A 19613-nucleotide genomic window follows, 5' to 3' on the forward strand; every position below is an offset into this window, starting at 1 on the left:
TAAGCAAATATAAGGATTTTATTATGAGTGTTAAGTTTTATAAGTGTAATCACTGTGGCAATATCGTAGCCATGGTAAAGGATTCTGGAGTTAACGTTGTATGCTGCGGCGAAAAAATGCAGGAACTGATCCCTGGAGCAGTTGATGCTGCATTTGAAAAACACGTTCCAGTTGTTGAAGTTAATGCAGATACCATAACTGTAAAGGTTGGTTCTGCACCTCATCCTATGACACCTGAGCATTATATCGAGTTCATTGCAATTGAAACTATGCAGGGTGTTCAGATAAAGTATCTTGATTCTGATTTTGAGGCAGCAGAATACAAGTTTGGTCTAGCAGATGGCGATCACGCGGTTTGTTCATATGCTTACTGCAATCTTCATGGTTTATGGTCTGCAAAGATCTAGAAAAAAATTAGTTTTTGTTTGAAAGTGAAAATATAAAAGGAAGGTCTATCAAGGCTCGGGAGTGAGTCTTGTCAAAAATTAGATCAGCTGCAGTTTTAAAAAAGACTGTAGCTGTGTAAACCTCATAGGATGTCATCAGATCCCACCTACCTTGCAAGCTAAACAATTAGCCTATGTAGCAGAGATCCTTTTGCTTTTGCAAGAGGAGAAGGCAATAGATAACCATGATTATTTATCTTAAAATGCAGGTTTTGAAAAAACATGCTGCTTTAGCAGTGCCAATTGATGAAGGCAGTGTCATCATAGTGCAGATCAGCTAAAACACTAAAGAAGGACTTTTAGTTGCAAGTGCTTTGAATAACAAAGCACACTCTTTAGGCTTTCATGAAAGATGTATAGAACTTGCAAAAATATACTCAACAGGTCGCACTGTTTAATATGATATGAAAAAATCCTTTTCATATTATCAAAAAGTTTGTATTTTAGAGATCGGGTTTTGCTATAACCTGATGTTATTCATGCTCAAGGATGAGTATGAAGCCTATAAAAAGTGCAAGAAGAATTGAAGGCACAGAGCAAAAATTGATATAGTTCAAAACACAATGATAAAGATATAGCCGCTAAAATGACAGAAAAAGGTCATAAGCTGCTAAAAAAGGCTGTAATACTGAAGATGCTCAAAGCTGTAAGACACTTGGTATTATTCATGAAAGAGACATGGAAGAAATATTAACGCCATGATTGTTCAGGAGTATTATGAAAAAAATGTTCTTTAGGTGAATACAGCACCTTCAGAAGCCTGAGGTTGTAACTCAAAACAAATAGGAGCCTGTCAAAATTTGCAAAAAAGGTTCTTAAATGATGATGTAAATTCAAATTTCTTTGCAAAATCAATGACAACCTTAACAAAAAAAGCAAAACGATAGGGCAAATTTTTTTTCTAAAATGTACAATAATAAGTAATTATTGTAATATGCAAAAAAGTCAAAACTTCACGGAGCATTTTATGAGTGACTTACGTATAGATAGCGAATCAATGACTGGTGTTGGTAGCATTACACCATCATCAACCTGTGTTATTCGCGTATTAGGCATCGGTGGTGGCGGTGGCAATACCATTCAGCACATGATCAACAATGATATGAAAGGTGTTGAGTTTATAGCTGTGAACACTGATACACAGGCTTTAGGTAAGTCAACATCTCCACTTAAGGTTCAGATTGGCGTTAAGTTAACAAACGGTCTTGGTGCAGGTTGTGATCCTAACAAGGGTCGTAAGGCTGCAGAAGAGAGCAGAGACGATATCAAGAAGCTTATTCAGGGCTCAGACATGGTATTCATCACAGCTGGTATGGGTGGTGGTACCGGTACTGGTGCAGCACCAATAATTGCTGAGATTGCAAAAGAAACTGGTGCACTTACAGTTGCAGTTGTTACAAAGCCTTTCAATTTTGAAGGCAAGCGTCACATGGTTAATGCTGAATCTGGCATTACCGAACTTTCAAAGCATGTAGACTCATTAATTGTCATCGATAATGATAAGTTACTTAAGAATTTAGGTGCCAACATATCAATCATGACTGCATTCAAGGCTGCAAATGATGTTTTATTAAATGCAGTTAAGGGAATTACCGATGCAATTACAAATCCTGGTTTCATCAACCTCGACTTTGCTGATGTTGTAACCATCATGCGCGGTCGCGGTCATGCTATGATCGGTAACGGTGTAGGTCAGGGTCCTAACTTCGTTGAGGATGCTGTTGATAGAGCAATTCATTCTCCTCTTATCGAGCAGGTTGATATCAAATCAGCTGCAGGTCTGCTTGCTAATGTTAGAGTTAATCCTAACTTCCCAATCAGCAAGTGGGAGGATGTATGTAATGCAATTCAGTCCTATGCTGATGAAGAGGCAGATTGCAAGTTAGGTATGAGCTTTGATGAGACTATTGCCGAAGATCAGGTCTGTGTTACAATTCTTATCACAGGCATCAGTGCAACTGATACAAATCTTGTAGCAAACAAGGCAAGAGATAATCTGCAAAGACAGACTCCAATGGCACAGAGCAGTTTTTACAGAGGTTCTGATTTCTTAGACAAGGTTCGTGAGAGCAGTGCTCCAAGAACCAGTGCACCAATGGAAAATCAGACAAGTCCATTCAGTGCTACATACAATCAGCCTAATACTACAGTTCCATCATTTAGTGCAACTGACAATACTCCAACAGAGGTATCAGTAAATTCGTTTGGAAAGAGTAAGGTTGAAGATAGCGGAAATGATTTATGGGGCGATGATGATATGCCTCCAATTCTCCGCTCTAAGTCAGAATAATCAACAACGCCTGGTTTTATGCCAGGCTTTTTTATAGGTAGAAAATGACAAGAAGAGAAAAAGCTGAAGAAAATTTTATGCAAGGTTACAACTGCAGTCAGTCTCTGGTACTGGCTTTTGCAGATTTAACTGATATGAAAGAAGATGCCTTATTAAAACTTTCCTCTGGTTTTGGTGGAGGAATGGGGCGCTTAAGAGAGGTATGTGGTGCTGTAAGCGGAATGTTTATTATTGCATCTATACTTTTTGGCTATTCTGATCCTAAAGATAAGCAGAAAAAAGACGATTTATATATAAAGATACAGAAGTTAGGCTTAGAACTTGAAAAGACTCGTGGATCAATTGTATGTAGAGAACTCTTGAATCTTGATGTGAAGCATGAACCTCCAGTATCATCAGAGAGAACTGCTAATTTTTATGATGTACGTCCATGTATGAAAATAATTGGTGATGCTGCTGAAATTTTAGAGAACTTTTTAAAAAATAACGGTCTAATAAAATAGAAACGTCTAAGTCTGCAATATATGAATTTTATTAAACTTAGATATAAAAACCGATAAATAAGCCATTTGCATTAAATTAGCAATGTAAAATATTTATATTATTTTTGTTAAAAATGCTTACTGGATCTCAAAAATGATGTACAATTGCACTAATTGAGTTCAGAGGATTAATCATGATCAGACAGCGTACCATTGCAAAACCGGTTTCAATGACAGGTATTGGCCTTCATTCTGGTGCCAAGGTGGAAGTTGAATTTCGTCCAGCACCTGCAAATACAGGCCTTATCTATACAAGAACTGATCTTGAACCGAATGTAACAATGAAGTGTTCTGCAGACTGCGTAAGAGATACTCAGCTTTGTACCGCACTTGTAAACGAAAATGGTGTACGTATCTCTACAGTAGAGCATCTGACTGCTGCTCTAAGTGCACTTGGCATTGATAATCTTTTCATTAATGTTAATGCCCCAGAAATGCCGGTTCTTGATGGTTCAGCTCATCCTTTCATTTATCTGTTCACAACAACAGGTGTAACAGAGCTCCCTGCTCCAAAATCATTTATCAGAGTAAAGCGTAAGGTTAGAGTTGAAAACGAAGGAAAGTGGGCAGAGCTTAATCCATCAAATTCAGGTTTCGATGTTGATCTTCAGATTGATTTTGATCATCCAGCAATGGATAAGGATAAGCAGCATTTTGCAATGCCATTTACTGGTGAGAATTTTGTCCGTCAGGTATCAAGAGCAAGAACATTCTGCTTCATGAGAGATGTTGAGTTTATGCATGCTCACAATCTTGCATTAGGTGGCTCTCTTGAAAATGCAGTAGTTTTAGATGACCGTGGAGTACTTAATCCTGAAGGTCTTCGCTACGAAGATGAGTTTGTTAAGCACAAGCTTTTAGATGCGATTGGCGATCTGTATATGGCTGGCAGAAGCATACTTGGTAGTTTCAAGGCTTATAAGACCGGTCATGATCTGAATAACCGTCTGCTAAGAGCCTTGTTATCAGATCCAGAAAACTACGAGTTAATCGAGTTCTCTGAGGAGTATTCAGAGCAAAAAGGCTCAATTGAGTTTGTTGATTCAAAAAAGTCTATTGCAGCTTTCTAATAGGTTTTACCAGTGTTAACTATCAAATCAGGCTGGATAGAAGGTGTAAGACAGGTTCCTGTCAGTCGTTTTAATAAAAGACCATCACCTCTTGAGATTAGCCTGATTGTAGTACACTGCATTTCTCTTCCGCCAAAGCAGTTTGGCGGTCCTTATGTTGATGATATCTTCACAGGTACCTTAGATCCGAATGCACATCCTTATTTTAAGGACGTAGCACCTCTAGAGGTAAGCACTCATCTGTTTATAAATCGTGCAGGAATAATAACTCAATATGTTTCTTTCCTTGATAGAGCATGGCATGCAGGTCGATCATCTTACAATGGTCACAAAGAGTGCAATGATTACTCAATTGGTATAGAACTTGAGGGATGTGACGATTCAACATACACTAATGATCAATACGAATGTCTTAATGAAGTGATTTCACTTCTAAAGAATACATATCCGGAAATTGGAAACAATATTACCGGCCACAGCGATATTGCACCTGGCAGAAAGACCGATCCTGGTCCTTTCTTTGACTGGGCGCGAGTAAACAATAATAACTGAGGTGTACCTAGCTTATGGCTAACTATTTAAGTAAGTATTATGACATGGTGTCTGAGCGTCAGCGTTTAGGCGTTGAACCATTGGCTCTAAATGCAGAATTCACAAAAGAGTTATGCGAGCTTCTGCTCAACCCACCAGTAGGTTCTGAACAGGAACTGTTAAATCTTATTTCAAACCGAGTAAATCCTGGTGTAGATGAGTCAAGTAAGGTTAAGGCTCAGTTCCTTTATGAAATTGCAAGTGGCAAGAAAGTTAGCATTGTAATTTCAAAGCAGAAGGCTGTTGAGCTTCTTGGCAACATGAAAGGCGGTTTCAACGTTTCTTATCTGATTTCTCTTCTAGAGGATGCTTCTCTTGCAGAGGACGCAAAGAAGGCTTTAGAGAATACACTTCTTATCTATAATGCTTTTGATGATGTAGCTGCACTTGCTAATAAGGGCAACACTACTGCAAAAGAACTTATTAAGTCATGGGCAGAGGCTACCTGGTTTACCTCAAAGAGTGAGTATCCAAAGACTGTAACCTTAACTGTATTCAAGGTTGCAGGCGAAACTAATACTGACGATTTCTCACCTGCTCCTGATGCATGGTCACGTCCTGATATTCCTTTACATGCACTTGCAATGTATAAGATCAGCCGTGATGATTTAAAGGCAGATGTTGAAGGCGTTAAAGGCCCTGTATCAACCATCGAGAATTTAAAGAGCAAGGGCTATCCTTTAATGTTCGTAGGTGACGTTGTTGGTACTGGTTCATCAAGAAAGAGTGCTGCAAATTCTCTAATCTGGCATATCGGTCATGATATTGATGGTGTACCAAACAAGAGAGCTGGCGGTGTTGTAGTAGGTGGCAAGATTGCTCCTATTTTCTATACCACTTTAGAAGATTCTGGCGCTCTACCTATTGAAGCAGATGTAAGCAAATTAAATTCAGGTGATGTTGTTGATCTGAACGTATATAACGGCACTATCGTAAAGCATGGTACTAATGAAGTTCTGTCAACATTTGCTTTAAAGACCAATACCCTTTTAGATGAGGTTAGAGCAGGTGGCCGTATTCCTCTGATTATCGGTAAGGACTTAACTGATAAGGCTCGTAAGTACTTAGGTTTAGGTTCAAGCGAAGTATTTGCTAAGGCAGCTGAAGTTAAGGCTGAAGGTGGATTTACAAGAGCTCAGAAGATTGTTGGTAAGGCTTGCGGCTTAAAAGGCGTTCGTCCAGGTCAGTACTGCCAGCCTGTTATTGCTACAGTAGGTTCACAGGATACAACAGGTCCTATGACTCGTGATGAGCTTATTGATTTGGCATGTCTCAAATTCTCAGCTCCTATGGTAATGCAGTCTTTCTGTCATACAGCGGCATATCCAAAGCCAGTTGATGTGAAGACTCATAATACTTTACCTGAGTTCATGCACAACAGAGGTGGTGTTGCTTTAAGACCAGGTGATGGTGTTATTCATTCATGGTTAAACAGAATGTGTCTGCCAGATACAGTAGGTACCGGTGGTGATTCTCACACCCGTATGCCTCTTGGTATTTCATTTGCTGCAGGTTCAGGTCTAGTAGCTTTCGCTGCTGCAACAGGTATTATGCCTCTTGATATGCCAGAGTCTGTACTAGTTCGTTTCACTGGCAAGAGAAAGCCTGGCATCACATTACGTGATTTAGTACATGCAATCCCATATTTTGCAATTCAGAAAGGCTTGTTAACTGTTGAAAAGAAAGGCAAGAAGAATATCTTCTCAGGTAAGATCATTGAGATTGAAGGTCTTGAGGATTTATCTGTTGAGCATGCATTCGAGCTTGCTGATGCTTCTGCTGAGCGTTCTGCTGCAGCATGCGCAATCAAGTTGTCTCAGACATCTGTTGAGAACTATTTAAAGTCAAATATTGCTTTACTTAAGAAGATGGCTAATGAAGAAGGCTATCAGACTAAAGAAGCTCTATTAAACAGAGCTGCAGCAATGCAATCATGGCTTGATAACCCAGAACTTATCGAAGCTGATCCAGACTGTTCATATGCGGCAGTTCTTGAGATCAACTGCGAGGACATCAAAGAGCCTATTTTATGTGCTCCAAATGATCCTGATGATGCTCGTTTACTTTCAGAAGTTGCAAATACAAAGATTGATGAAGTGTTCATCGGTTCTTGCATGACCAATATTGGTCACTACAGAGCAGCTTCAGAAATCCTAAAGGATATGAAGAGCGAAGCAAAGGTTCGTCTATGGATGACTCCTCCTACAAGAATGGACAGACAGGAATTATCAGATGAAGGTCTGTTAAGCATTCTTGGTAAGGCTGGTACAAGAGTTGAAATTCCAGGATGTTCACTGTGTATGGGTAACCAGGCACGAGTAGCTGATAATGCGACTGTTGTTTCAACCTCTACAAGAAACTTCCCTAACCGTTTAGGTAATGGTGCAAACGTGTTCCTATCTAGTGCAGAGCTTGCTGCTGTTACAGCAAAATTAGGTCATCTGCCAACAGTTGAAGAATACTTTGAAAATACTTCATGCCTTGATGGAAAAGAGGATAAAATCTACTCTTTACTGGATTTTTCAAAGTAATTAGATAACATTAAGTGTCTTTGTAAAGCAGAGTAATGATAATTTTACTCTGCTTTTTTATATTAAGTCACATAATGAAGCTGTATACTAGAGAAATACGGCAGATAGTAAAAACGTTTGCTATAATAGCAATATAATTTGAGAACAAAATTTTATAATTACTTATTTTTAGGAGTAACCCATGAAAGTTGCAGTTCTTGGTGCAGCAGGCGGTATTGGCCAGCCATTATCAATGATTTTAAAGAACAATTTACCAGCTGGCTCAAAGCTTAGCTTATATGATGTAGCACCATTTACACCTGGTGTAGCAACTGACCTTAGCCATATCCCTACAGACGTTGCTGTTGATGGCTATACAGGTGATGATTTAACCAAGGCACTTGAAGGCGCAAATGTAGTTGTAATTCCTGCTGGTGTTGCACGTAAGCCTGGTATGACTCGTGATGATCTGTTCAATATCAATGCTAGCATTATTGCAAACCTGGTTCGCAACTGTGCAAAGACCTGCCCTAAGGCATGCATCTGCATCATTACAAACCCAGTTAACTCAACTGTACCTCTAGCTGCTGAAGTATTAAAGGCTGAGGGGGTATATGACAAGCACCGCTTATTCGGTGTTTCTGCTCTTGACGTATTACGTTCAGAGACTTTCTTAGCTCAGGAATTAGGTATATCTGAGAAGCGTATTCTCGTTCCTGTAATCGGCGGTCACTCAGGTACCACAATCATTCCTTTATTATCAAAGGTTATCGGTTCAGAGAAGATCAGCTCAAAGCGTATCTCTGAGTTAACAACCCGTATTCAGAACGCTGGTACTGAAGTTGTTGAGGCTAAGGCTGGTGCAGGCTCTGCAACCTTATCAATGGCAACTGCTGGTGCACGTTTTGCTCTTAAGGTTGTTGCAGGTTTAATGGGTGAGCCTGGTGTTAACGAGTACTGCTATGTTGAAGGTGGTTCAAAGCATGCTCAGTACTTTGCTCAGAACGTAATCTTCGGCAAGACCGGTTGGAAGAAAGTATGTGACTACGGTAAGGTTTCATCATTCGAGAAGAAGTTAATCGAAGAAGCTATTCCTGAGTTACAGAAGAACATCGATAAGGGTGTTTCTTTCGCTAAGGATTGGTTATCAAAGAACTAATCTACACTGTTTTATTAAAATGGGCCAGGCTGTTTTTGCCTGGCTTATTTTTCGAAAACTATAAATTAGAAGTCTTTTCAAAACTCTTCATTCAAGTTCATAAGCACCATCATTTCGTGCATTTGTCAGTAATCTAAACGAATTTATCAATCTTTCATCGCTATTATTGTTATAAGATCATTTATCTTTTGACAGCAGCTGATTTGTTTTTGTATTGCTGTTATAGCAATGGTTTAACTTTCTTCTATAAGGCATACAGAAAAGAGTATAGATTAAATACAGATAAAAGATAAAAGAAAGAATTTAGGTTTGATTTTGTGTGGATATAAAAAAAGAAGCTTAAGCTTCTTAATGATGGTTGCGGGGGAAGGATTTGAACCAACGACCTTCGGGTTATGAGCCCGACGAGCTACCAGACTGCTCCACCCCGCGTCAAATTGTGGTTGTATGATATACGTAACTGTGCGATCTGTCAAGAAAAATAATATAATTTTTTACATTTTGTAAAAAAATACTTTTATATCAGTAAGTTAAAAACAATAAATTTGCTTATCTTTTTTACAAAAAAGTAAGGCATGCTAAGAGCATGCCCTGGTTTTTTATGAGAAACTGTTTATTACTCGCGTACAGCAGAGAACATTGAATTTTCACCACCGAATGGGTTTGCAACGTAACGCTCAGCATCCCAATCGTTGTCATACTTTGTTGAACCATCAGCAAAAGTATATTTGAATTTGTACTGATATGATGGCTTTTCACCTTCAGCTACAGAAATAGAACCTTTGAAGGTACCGTTCTTCTGTGGCTTTAGTGCTACTGCCTGCCAGCCGTTGTGCTCGCATAACAGATCAATCTTTTCAGCACCCTGTGCAGCTTCTTTCTTTACTGTAAAGGTAACAGTAACCTTATTAGTTTTGGTAAATCTCTTTGAAACGCTCATGTCTACTCCTGTCTTTGTTAAGCACCGATTCAAATATTGGTTTTAACTTTGCAAAACACTGACACGGTACTCTTTTTTACCTCAAGTATATTTTATGATAAAACAAACCGATTTTTTTACTAAATCATTGAAATACTTATATTTCGTTTGTTAAATGTTAATTTGTTCAAGAATTGCACTGGTAATGTGCTAAAAAATTTAAAATTATTTTCATTTAACTAGCTAATAATTAAATAAAAAATTGCGATTTCTATTTATCATAACCAATGAAGAATATTATAACTGACATTTCAGAAAATAAACTCTTTTTTGAACTCTTTTAAATTTGTAAACGTTTTAATAATCTAATTTGTATATTAGTAAAATAAATATAGTAATAAAGCGTGATTGCATCATACAGAATTGTGAATATTAATTATTTTACTGCATATTTCTTCGGATAAGTTCTTGAGTAAAACTGCGACGTATATAAAAACCTCTTGGACGAGTCATAATAATCTGACCTTCCTTTCCCACTGCCTGAGTAAGTGCTGTTCCATCTGCTCCTTTTGGTCTTAACTGAACAATATGACCAATGCGGGCTGTAATGCTTTCAACATTGCCAGTTTTTATAAGCTCATAGAGCTCATCAAAGTCTTTTTTTAATGTTATGAGATCTTCTTTTGTTGGGGTATAGAAAAAATAACCTCTAATATATTTTTCACCATATTCAAGACCTTTTGTACCGTCTGTAAGAATAAAAAGAACTCTTTTAATCTTTGAGTACAGTGGTGAGTTTTCAAAATGCAGATCTCGTACATTAATCAGTGGAGCATGGCAGACAAAAGTTGACTCTAGTGGTTTGAAATTCTGATCTACAGGAAGAGTTTTGAGTTCAAGTCCAAGTTCTGGAAAATCAGGTATTGACTGGTTTTTTGCACTTGCCCCTAATGCCATCTCCAAAAGCTCGCCTACAAATCCCTTTCCCCTTGTGGTACTAACAGGCAGTTTTACGTTTAAATCAGCAGCAATTTCGCTTATGCAAAGACCTGTAATTTTGTTAAGTCTTTCAATTAGTACTTCAAAGCTTTCAGGTGGAGTCTGTGCCATGTTTAACCAATCCTGTTTATATAAAAAAATTCCTAGAAAATGAGATGTTTAGCTTATGTGTATATTATGTCTGTCTGCTATAATAGAACATAGTATTGCCTTTAGGCAAAGTGTATTTTTTTTAACATAAGACTGGGCTGATTTGTGATTGATAGTGATGGATTTAGAGCTAATGTAGGTATTGTAATCTGTAACCGAAAAGGACAGGTACTATGGGCTCGCAGAATCAGACAGAATTCATGGCAGTTTCCTCAAGGTGGTCTTGATGAAGGAGAAAGTCCAGAAGATGCAATGTACCGAGAACTGTATGAAGAACTAGGTCTTTGTAAAAATGATGTAACTGTTCTTGCCAGTACGAAGTTCTGGCTCAAATACAGATTGCCAAAAAGATTGATTCGTTATAACGAGACTCCTGTCTGTGTAGGACAAAAACAGAAATGGTTTTTGCTGACCTTAAATCAGAACCGCTCTGAGCAGATAGAATTCAACAGAAAAGGTCATCCTGAATTTGATGACTGGAGATGGGTAAGCTACTGGTACCCTGTAAGACAGGTCGTTGCTTTTAAACGTGATGTCTACAGAAAGGTTCTAACTGTATTTTCACAGTCTGCTTTGTTTGATGATTCATCAAAGAAAGCAAATCGTAACAGGAAATAAGCAATGGAAGATAAGCAGAATACTTTTCTTGTTTCACTAAGAAGTATTGTACAGGATGTGCAAAGTGCAAGTTCTTTTGACAAGGCTATCAGTATCCTTGTGGAGCGTCTGCGAGATGCTACCAAGGTAGACTGCTGTTCAATTTATCTAATTAACAACAGAAAAACATATTTGAGACTTGAAGCTACTGTAGGTCTTCAAAGGGATTCTGTTGGTAAGGCAACTTTGGCTGTAGGAGAAGGTTTAGTAGGTCTTGTTGCCCAGAAACAAGAGATTGTAAATCTTGCTGATGCACCATCACATCCAAATTTTAAATATCTTCCTGATGTAGGAGAGGATGAATTTTTATCATTCCTTGGTGTTCCTGTAATAAATCAGGGTGAACTGTTAGGTGTTCTTGTAATTCAGTGTAAAGAAAAAAGACTTTTTGGTGAAAGAGAAGAAGCTTTCTTAATCACTCTTTCAGCTCAGATTGCAAGTACGATATCGCTAAACAGATCAACTAAGGAAATAGATGATTTCAACTGCAAGCGATACAAGGGAAAAACAGGTTCAGGCTCTATAGCGATTGCTCAGGCTGTTGTTTGGAAACCACCTGTAACCTTCGATACAATCCATATAATGTATTCTGATGACAAGGAAATACAGTCTGAACTCTTCCACCAGACCATATTCCAGCTTCAGACAGAGATGGATAGAGCAGCTCTTCACCTTCAGGAAAGTTCTCATGAGGCAGCAGCTTCAGGTTATATGTCAAGTTATGGAAGCATGCTTGATGATCTGTCTTTTGAAGATGATGTTGATGAGGAAATTTTTTCTAACGGATATGTAGCAGCCTCTGCTATCAAGGTTGTTGCAACAAGAAGAATAGAAGAGGCTGACAAGAGAGGCGATACTGATAAATCACATGATATAAGAGATTTTGCATCTATTCTTATATCAAGACTTGTTCATCTGTCTCCTACTGAATCAGACATAACATCACCGATCGTTCTTGTGGTAAAAAGCATGCCGGTAGCAATTGTTGCAGAAATCCCAAGAGATAAGGTTGTAGGCTTTGTCTGTGTTGATAATGCTACAAGTTCTCATACCACTATTCTTGCCCGTGACCTTGGAATTCCTGCAGTTATAGATGTAAATCTTGATCTTAACGAAGTTGATGGCAGAACAATTATTGTTGATGGTCAGAATGCTGAAGTTTTAGTTGATCCTATATCAAGTGTTGTTGATGAGTATATGCAGCTAATTTCTCAGACAAGACATCAGCATGAACTGTTTGAGGCTGAAAAATACGAAAAGGGCATTACTCTTGATGGTGAAAGAATCAATATTCAGTTAAATGCAGGTCTTAACAATCAGGATGATGATGATTTGTCTGAACAGACTGATGGTATTGGCCTTTACAGAACAGAAATTGCTTTCATGCTTTGTCAGAATCTACCATCAGAGGAAACACAGCTTGGCTGGTATAAAACTCTTTTAGAGCGCTTTAAAGATAAGCCCGTCTGCATGAGAACACTTGATATTGGCGGTGACAAGGGACTTACATATCTTCCTATTGATGATCAGAATCCTGCTCTTGGATTTAGAGGTATAAGAGTCTGTATTGACCAGCCAAACATTATCAAGACTCAGTTAAAGGCAATGCTTCTTGCAAACAAGGATCTTGGTAATCTTGAGATTATGCTTCCTATGGTATCAAGACTTGAGGAAGTTATAATCGTAAAGCGTATTCTCAACGAATCAATTCATGAGATTGAAGTTGATTTGGGCTGTGCAATCAAGAAACCTCGTTTTGGCGTCATGATTGAGGTTCCATGCATTGCATTTATTATGGAAGAGCTGGCTAAATTATGTGATTTCTTCTCAATTGGTTCTAACGATCTGATACAGTATCTGTTTGCTGCCGATAGATCAAATCCAAAGGTTTCTAAGATATTTGATCCTTTCAATCCAGCTGCAGTACGCTGTTTTAAGTATCTTGCAGATAAAAGTGCACAGGTTGAAAGACCTCTTGCTGTATGCGGTGAAATTGCAGGTTCACCTATGGGAGCACTTATGCTTCTGTCATTAGGTTACAAGACTCTCTCTATGAATTATTCTCAGATTGCTAGAGTCAAGTATATTGTTCGTCATGTAAATCTTGAAGAACTAAAAGAAATCGGAAAAATTGCATTAACTCTTGATTCTCCTGATCAGATAAGAGCTCTATACAGAGAGTATGCAAAGAAAGTAGATCTTGAAAAGATTATTGATCTAAAGAAGTTTAATTAAGGAGCTAACCGTGCAGGTATATTTGGATTTACTAAAAAACATAATGGAAAACGGTGTGGATAGAGAAGACAGAACCGGTACTGGTACTCGTTCTATTTTCGGCACACAGATGCGCTTCAACCTGAACGAAGGCTTTCCTTTGCTTACAACTAAAAAAGTTCATTTAAAATCAATTATTCATGAGCTTTTATGGTTTATTTCAGGCTCAACAAATATCAAGTATCTACAGGAAAATGGTGTAAGAATTTGGAATGAATGGGCTGATGAAAACGGTGATTTAGGTCCGGTATACGGAAAGCAGTGGCGCGATTTTGAAACTCCTGATGGAAGACATATTGATCAGCTTTCAAATGCTATTGATATGATCAAGAATCATCCTGATTCAAGACGAATCATTGTTTGTGCTTGGAACCCATCTGATGTTGACAAGATGGCTCTTCCACCATGCCATACTCTTTATCAGTTCTATGTTGCAAATGGCAAATTATCATGCCAGCTGTATCAGAGAAGTGCTGATATGTTCCTTGGTGTACCATTCAATATTGCAAGCTATTCACTACTTACAATGATGGTAGCTAAAGAATGCAATCTTCAGTTAGGCGATTTTGTGTGGTCTGGTGGCGATACACATATCTACAAGAATCATTTTGAGCAGGTTGAGCTTCAGCTGTCAAGAACCCCAAGAGCATTACCAACAATGGATATTACAAGAAAAGCACCTGATATTTTCTCTTATAAATTTGAGGATTTTGTTTTATCAGGTTACGATCCATATCCTGCAATTAAGGGAGTTGTTTCAGTTTAAATATGGTTACTGTTTCAGGAAAAATTAAATGGCAGTCAAGAAGAGGCATGAGAGAACTTGATTTAATGCTTCTTCCTTTTGTTGAACATGATCTTCAAGAATGTTCTGAGAGTTTCCTTAATGACTATGTTGATCTTCTTGAGGCAACCGATCTGCAACTTGTAAGATGGTTCAACGGTACAGAGCTTGCTGATAGTGAAAGTCGCAGGAAAGTTATTGAGTATATAAAACAGTGCCATGCAAAACGCATTGGCCATGAGGATGTTTAATGGATTTTGCAAGTCTTTGTATTCCAGATTCAGTTCTTCTGAACATTGAAAAAGTAGGTTGGCAGACACCTACACCTATTCAATCTTTGGTTATTCCACGTGCTCTTGAGGGCGCCGATATTCTAGGTGGAGCTCCTACAGGTACAGGAAAGAGTGCAGCATTTCTGATCCCTATTGTTTCAAGATTGTCTTTAGATGATAAAACAGGCATCAGAGCTGTGATTTTAGAGCCAACAAGAGAGCTTGCAATTCAGGTTGCATCTGTATGTGATGAACTTGTTGAGGGAATGAATCTAACTGCAGGAGTTCTTACAGGTGGCTCAAGTAGAGAAATGCAAAGAGAAAATCCTGATTCAATCATAGTTGCAACACCAGGAAGACTCATTGAATATCTTGAAAAAGGCTGGCTCAATACGGAAACTGTTGAAATGTACGTCATTGATGAAGCTGACAGAATGCTTGATATGGGGTTTAGAGATGATGTTGCAAAGATAACAAGAGAGCTTTATAACCGTTTTCAGACCATGCTGTTTTCAGCAACACTTGAAGGATCTGGAATCAATGAATTTGCTTCAATGGTTTTAAATAATCCGATTGAAATCAGAATCGGAACCGGAGGTGAAGCAGATGAGATGTTGCCATCCAACCTTCAGTCTAGAGCCTATTATGCGGCAGGCGATACACAAAAGGTAAAAATTCTTCATCATTTACTGACAACTGTTAAAGGTCGCTCAATTGTGTTCGTTAAAACTAAAGAGAGACTTTCAAAACTGGATGGTACATTAAGACGCGCCGGCTTTAAGGTTGCAACACTGCAAGGTGATATGTCCATGGCCGAAAGAAGAGCTGCTATGAAGCGTTTTTCTGAGGGCAGTGCAGATATTCTTATAGCAACTGATGTTGCAGCAAGAGGTCTTGATATAACTGGAGTTTCTCATGTGTACAACTTTGATATGCCAGCAAATGCTGCAATCTATGTTCACAGAGCAGGACGAACAGCAAGAGCTGGTGCTAGGGGTGTTGTAATCACTTTTGTTCTTGCAGATGAAATAGGATTTCTTGAAAGAATTGAACGCTATACTGAAGTTGATATTGAAAGACGTGCAATCAAGAATATCTGCGCATCTTTCCCTCCAAAAGATGGAGGTCAGAAACATCAGTCTGAAAAGAAACGTTCAAGAGCAAGTACTCAGGGAAAGGGCGGTTTTGACAAGAAAGTCAAAACTGAAGAGAAAAAGCCTCACAAAAAAGATCGTCTAAGAGACAAGAAGAATAAAGGTAAACCGGATTTTGCACTCAAGAGAGCTAAAAAGGCTCAGAAACTTGCACAAAAACAGCAGTAGAGCAAACAAGGAGTTAATATGGCAGTTACAGTTATCAGAAATGCAACATTGCATGTAACTTCTGAAGAATTCGTAGATGTCAGCGCATTTGCAATTTCAGACAGAAAGATTGTTCCGTTTTCACCTTCTCTGCTTGAAGACGGTACTGCTGAAGAAATTGATTTTCAGGGGCTTCATGTTGCTCCAGGTTTAATCGATCTGCTTATTAATGGCTGCAACGGTGTTTCTTTTGCTCAGACTCCTACAGTTGAAACATTAGAGCATATGCGACGTTACCTGACATTGAAAGGTGTGACAACCTTCGTTCCAACTATCATTTCAGGTCCACGTGAAAATCTGTCTAACGCTATTTCTGCCGTCAGTGATTTTATGAACAAACATCCGACTGTCTGTCCTGGCGTACATCTTGAAGGTCCGTTTATTTCTACTAATTTCAAGGGATTTCATCCAAGTGGTTATATAAGACCTTTCTCTGAAGCTGATATGGAGTTTATCAAGGATGCAAGAGAGTGCATTGCCTATATGACAATTGCGCCTGAAGTTGTAAAACCAAAGAATATTGTTGAACTGATATCAAGTAAGGTAAAACTGTCCATTGGTCATACTGCCTGTTCTTATTTTGAAGCTGTACAGTCCTTTAAGGCAGGTATTACTAACGTTACTCATCTGTTTAATGGTATGGCCCCTGCAATTGGCCGTGAGCCTGGCGTGGTTGGAGCTACATTCCATTCAGACAGAGTATTTGCAAGTGTTATTGCAGATGGTCGACATGTACATCCTGCTTTAGTAAAACTTGCAAAGAAGATCCTTGGTAACAGAATGTATATTGTATCAGACAGTCAGTCTGTAACTGGTATGTCAAAAACTCCTCAAACCTTTGTTGCAGGCGGTACTGAAATCTTTGTTGATCAGAAACGTGGCCTTATTGATTCGAAGGGATCTTATGCAGGTACATCAATCAATATGCTGGATGGCATCAAGTTCCTGATAAATCAGTGCGATTTCTCTTTAGATGAGGCTTTAATAGCAGCAAGCTATGCTCCTGCAAAAGCTTTAGGTCTTGATGACTTTGGCTGTATTGAAACAGGTAATATTGCCGATCTGATTGTATTTGATGATGATCTCAAGATTCAGTATGTTGTTCAGAACGGATTTGTAAAGAGTATTGCAGAGTTGATGTAATGGCGAATATTTTAGATAGAATTGCAAGCGAAACAGAATTAACAAAATCAGAAAGAAAACTTGCATCAATCATTCTGAAGAACCCTGCAGCAGTTGTTAATGAGAATATTGCTGATCTTGCAAAAAGAGCTTGTGTGTCAGAACCTTCTGTATGCCGATTCTGTAAGAGATTTGGTGCCGATGGTTTTCCTGCATTCAAGCTTCTTTTAAGTTCACTTGTAAGTTCATCTGATATAAAGAAGGTAGACGGAATAAAATCTGGAGACAGTGTTTCTGATGTGATTTCAAAGTCTATTGGAAAGGCTCGTTCACAGCTGCTCAACCTTGAAAGAAACATTGATGAGTCGTTAATATCAAGAGTTATTGATGTAATAAGCCAGTCAAGAAGACTGATTATTTTAGCTTTAGGTCTTTCTGAGTTCATTGCAAAAGACATTCATTCAAGAATGCTTCAGTTTGGCTTTGTAACTGAAGTATATACAGATAGAATGTCACAGGAATTAGCTGTTGCAACACTTCACTCTTCAGATGTTGCCCTTGTTATTTGCTCAAGTGGCGAACATCCTGATCTGATTAACATTGTAAAATCGGTAAAACAAAATGGTGCTGTAAGTGTAGTACTTACCTCAGATGAGACAAAATTCAAAGATGATGCTTCATTAGTTGTCAGTGTAACAGACAAGATTTCTCCTGATGATGAATCATATTTTGATAATAGAGTATCACTTCTACTGTTAAGTCAGATAATTGTTTCAGGCGTTAGTTTAAGAAGAGCTCTTGCGGTAAATGCAAATAAAGACAAGCTATTATCTGCAAGAAAGAAAATCTACAATACATCTGAAAAAACAGATGCTGTAGAAGAAAAGGTTGAAACAAACTCAAAGAGTGAGACTCAGTCACCAATCACTTCAATTGACTGGTCTCCATATTAGCATTTAGGATTCATTAGTTAGCAGTAATCTTTCTTTAGCTCTGTTTTTTATTGCAGTACAGATAGAAACAGAGCTTCCGCTTTTAATACCTTTTTGGTACGCATTGTATTCAGCATCAGAACTTATTGAATATCCTCTTGATTTTGATGTTTTAACTGTAGCCCCATGAAAATATTGATCTACTGCTTTTAAAATTCTGCCTTTTGTTTGTTCATCAATTTTATATTGTGCAACATTATTATAAATAGAATATAGAAAACCAGCGACAAATCCTTTTTTACTTTGTTCTACATACTTCTTGATATACATATCGATAACAGAATAATTACCAAGAAATGTATCAATCATTTTATCAGCTGTTTTCATATTACTGATTGCTATTGAATTACCTTCTAAAGCTTGATTTAGATTGCAATCAATAATGTCTTTAATTTTGGTTTCCAGAATGTCAAAATCTGATTTTTCTATTTCATCTAATCTTAGCAGTCTATTGATTTCCTTTTTAGGAAGGTCGCAGATCTGAAAAAAAGCTTCTGTTTTAACACCGATCGCATGATTGTTTTTAGCAAAAAGGAAGGCTCTAGATAGTATGACATAGATATATTCACAGCTTTCTAATATATCCTTAGCTCCAAAAAACATTATCTTTTCGAGACTTCGTTTATTTGAAACATAAATGGTCACAACACCGAATGCCTTAGATATGATGGCGCCAATATCGCGATTTATATTTATGGCTTTTAGTCCTTTTATAGGAGTGACTTCTATGAAACTGATATCGTCATCTATTAAAGACTCTTTTTCAATGTTGTATTTCTCCATCAGCTTCTGTGCTCTCAATAGCGCAGTTGCAGCTTCATGAGGATTAGAACTGTTTGAAAGAGCAAGCAGTTTTTTTATCTTTTCAAGTAATTGATCTTTTGTCATAGCATCATATTAAATAAAAATAATCTAGAATTTTACAGTTACCGCTTAAAATCTTTATATTACAACAAGTTAGTTATTTTAACTTGTAGTAATATTTTTAATCAGAAAAAATTTTTTTTTTATTTTTTAGATGCTTTTAAAGCCTCTTTCATGTCTCTGGTGGGGATATACTCGCAATCGAATCTGAGACTGATAAGATCCTGTGTAAAACATCAGTTTTTCAGTTCTGGTAAAACTACCAGTGTAGAGAGCTCTACGTGATGTGAGTTTGGTGATATTCATTTTTTATGTATCAATAAGGGCAGGCTTTTCGTTCATAAGTTCACATCCAAAATTTATCTTCAACTGCTTAACAGCACAAAATTAAAAATCAGTATTTATAAAGCTAAATATATGAATTCGCTATAAAAAACAGGTGAGAATCTTTATTGATAATTATTATGTGTAGTATTTTTTTTAGAATTAGCGAATTATATATACTTACTTTCTTTTTGCTATAAAAAGCTTTTTTTTACGGTGACCAAATGAAACGGACTTTGATCACAGTTTAACCAAGGTTGTAATTCACTTACAATCTGCTTTTTAAA

The 19613-nt window shown here is 37.7% G+C and carries 17 protein-coding genes and 1 tRNA gene; 14 read left to right on the forward strand and 4 right to left on the reverse strand.

The genetic code is table 11. The annotated features are described in order from the left end of the window. The first annotated feature begins 23 nt into the window (after positions 1–23). From J5V48_RS04360 to mdh, 7 genes are all read left to right on the forward strand, one after another. Entirely contained in the window at positions 24–407 is a 384-nt protein-coding gene (locus J5V48_RS04360) for a desulfoferrodoxin family protein (protein WP_219937342.1), read from the forward strand. 1006 nt (positions 408–1413) lie between these two features. Then, on the forward strand, positions 1414–2736 hold the full coding sequence (gene ftsZ / locus J5V48_RS04365; RefSeq protein WP_219937343.1) for a cell division protein FtsZ: 1323 nt from the start codon (positions 1414–1416) through the stop codon (positions 2734–2736). 44 nt (positions 2737–2780) lie between these two features. Then, positions 2781–3239, forward strand: coding sequence for a C-GCAxxG-C-C family protein (locus J5V48_RS04370; RefSeq protein WP_219937344.1), 459 nt, complete (start codon positions 2781–2783; stop codon positions 3237–3239). Between the two features lie 173 nt (positions 3240–3412). Continuing rightward, positions 3413–4348, forward strand: a complete 936-nt coding sequence (gene lpxC, locus J5V48_RS04375; protein ID WP_219937345.1) for a UDP-3-O-acyl-N-acetylglucosamine deacetylase — start codon at positions 3413–3415, stop codon at positions 4346–4348. Between the two features lie 12 nt (positions 4349–4360). Beyond that, positions 4361–4900, forward strand: a complete 540-nt coding sequence (gene ampD / locus J5V48_RS04380) for a 1,6-anhydro-N-acetylmuramyl-L-alanine amidase AmpD (RefSeq protein WP_219937346.1) — start codon at positions 4361–4363, stop codon at positions 4898–4900. Between the two features lie 14 nt (positions 4901–4914). Beyond that, a complete protein-coding gene (gene acnB / locus J5V48_RS04385; RefSeq protein ID WP_219937347.1) occupies positions 4915–7470 on the forward strand; it encodes a bifunctional aconitate hydratase 2/2-methylisocitrate dehydratase in 2556 nt (851 codons plus the stop codon). Positions 7471–7651: 181 nt separating this feature from the next. Beyond that, a complete protein-coding gene (gene mdh / locus J5V48_RS04390; protein WP_219937348.1) occupies positions 7652–8608 on the forward strand; it encodes a malate dehydrogenase in 957 nt (318 codons plus the stop codon). Positions 8609–8963: 355 nt separating this feature from the next. Here mdh and J5V48_RS04395 read toward each other — a convergent pair. The 3 genes from J5V48_RS04395 to J5V48_RS04405 all read right to left on the reverse strand — a co-directional run bounded on the left by J5V48_RS04395 (position 8964) and on the right by J5V48_RS04405 (position 10637). Further along, positions 8964–9040, reverse strand: a tRNA-Met gene (locus J5V48_RS04395). Positions 9041–9224: 184 nt separating this feature from the next. Then, positions 9225–9548, reverse strand: coding sequence for an early set domain-containing protein (locus J5V48_RS04400; protein WP_219937349.1), 324 nt, complete (start codon positions 9546–9548; stop codon positions 9225–9227). Positions 9549–9968: 420 nt separating this feature from the next. Next, positions 9969–10637, reverse strand: coding sequence for a DNA mismatch repair protein MutH (locus J5V48_RS04405; protein WP_219937350.1), 669 nt, complete (start codon positions 10635–10637; stop codon positions 9969–9971). 144 nt (positions 10638–10781) lie between these two features. Here J5V48_RS04405 and rppH point away from each other — a divergent pair, with 144 nt between their 5' ends. From rppH to J5V48_RS04440, 7 genes are read left to right on the forward strand one after another with little or no spacing between them, the layout of a single operon-like run. Then, positions 10782–11294, forward strand: a complete 513-nt coding sequence (gene rppH, locus J5V48_RS04410; protein ID WP_219937351.1) for an RNA pyrophosphohydrolase — start codon at positions 10782–10784, stop codon at positions 11292–11294. A 3-nt stretch (positions 11295–11297) separates the two neighbouring features. Continuing rightward, entirely contained in the window at positions 11298–13568 is a 2271-nt protein-coding gene (ptsP, locus tag J5V48_RS04415; RefSeq protein ID WP_219937352.1) for a phosphoenolpyruvate--protein phosphotransferase, read from the forward strand. 10 nt (positions 13569–13578) lie between these two features. Then, positions 13579–14373 (forward strand): thymidylate synthase, encoded by a 795-nt coding sequence (locus J5V48_RS04420; protein ID WP_219937353.1) that lies wholly within the window; start codon positions 13579–13581, stop codon positions 14371–14373. Positions 14374–14375: 2 nt separating this feature from the next. Next, positions 14376–14642: an FAD assembly factor SdhE gene (locus J5V48_RS04425; RefSeq protein WP_219937354.1), complete on the forward strand. Its 267-nt coding sequence runs from the start codon at positions 14376–14378 to the stop codon at positions 14640–14642. Further along, on the forward strand, positions 14642–15985 hold the full coding sequence (locus J5V48_RS04430) for a DEAD/DEAH box helicase (protein ID WP_219937355.1): 1344 nt from the start codon (positions 14642–14644) through the stop codon (positions 15983–15985). Before J5V48_RS04425 ends, J5V48_RS04430 begins: the two co-directional genes overlap by 1 nt. Positions 15986–16003: 18 nt before the next feature. Beyond that, positions 16004–17167: an N-acetylglucosamine-6-phosphate deacetylase gene (nagA, locus tag J5V48_RS04435; RefSeq protein WP_219937356.1), complete on the forward strand. Its 1164-nt coding sequence runs from the start codon at positions 16004–16006 to the stop codon at positions 17165–17167. Further along, the gene (locus tag J5V48_RS04440; protein ID WP_219937357.1) at positions 17167–18099 is read left to right on the forward strand and encodes a MurR/RpiR family transcriptional regulator; all 933 of its coding nucleotides are present in this window, start codon (positions 17167–17169) and stop codon (positions 18097–18099) included. Before nagA ends, J5V48_RS04440 begins: the two co-directional genes overlap by 1 nt. Positions 18100–18102: 3 nt before the next feature. Here the strand turns inward: J5V48_RS04440 and J5V48_RS04445 are convergent, their stop codons facing one another. Further along, positions 18103–19026: a DUF2786 domain-containing protein gene (locus J5V48_RS04445; RefSeq protein WP_219937358.1), complete on the reverse strand. Its 924-nt coding sequence runs from the start codon at positions 19024–19026 to the stop codon at positions 18103–18105. Positions 19027–19613 lie beyond the last annotated feature (587 nt).

The sequence above is a fragment of the Succinivibrio faecicola genome, assembly GCF_019448115.1.
In the GTDB taxonomy this organism is placed as follows: domain Bacteria; phylum Pseudomonadota; class Gammaproteobacteria; order Enterobacterales; family Succinivibrionaceae; genus Succinivibrio; species Succinivibrio faecicola.